Origin of the sequence: Penaeicola halotolerans (genome assembly GCF_016464625.1) — a bacterium.
GTDB lineage: Bacteria > Bacteroidota > Bacteroidia > Cytophagales > Cyclobacteriaceae > Penaeicola > Penaeicola halotolerans.
This window is the reverse complement of the sequence record NZ_JAEAGO010000017.1, coordinates 1-439: the sequence shown is the minus strand read 5'-3', so window position 1 is coordinate 439 and position 439 is coordinate 1. Positions and strand designations below refer to the sequence as shown.

The 439-nt window shown below is 35.8% G+C and carries 1 protein-coding gene; it reads left to right on the top strand.

Going from position 1 to position 439, the window contains the following annotated elements; all coding sequences use genetic code 11:
* A partial coding sequence (locus tag I5349_RS13615) for a hypothetical protein (protein ID WP_226391332.1) occupies positions 1 to 439 on the top strand: 439 nt, incomplete at both ends.

Here is a 439-nt window from a genome sequence, read left to right as displayed (position 1 = left end):
CAACTCCAAAAAAAATCAGTAGCCTTCTTGTACACAAATTATAAAGAAGCTGAGGGGGAAATTAGAGAAACATCACCTTTCAAAATAGCCACAAATATCATAAAGTGTCTTGGGATAACACTAACCAAGGAAGTGAAAGACCTATTTGACAAGAACTTTAAGTCTTTGAAGAAAGAAATTGAGGAGGATACCAGAAAATGGAAAGACCTCCCCTGCTCTTGGATTGGGAGAATCAACATAGTAAAAATGGCAATTCTACCAAAAGCAATCTATAGATTCAATGCAATCCCCATCAAAATCCCATCAAACTTCTTCACAGAACTTGAGAGAACAATAATCAAGTTTATATGGCAAAACAAAAAACCCAGGATAGCCAAAACAATCTTATACAATAAAGGAACATCTGTAGGCATTAGCAGCTCTGAATGCAAAGACGAAT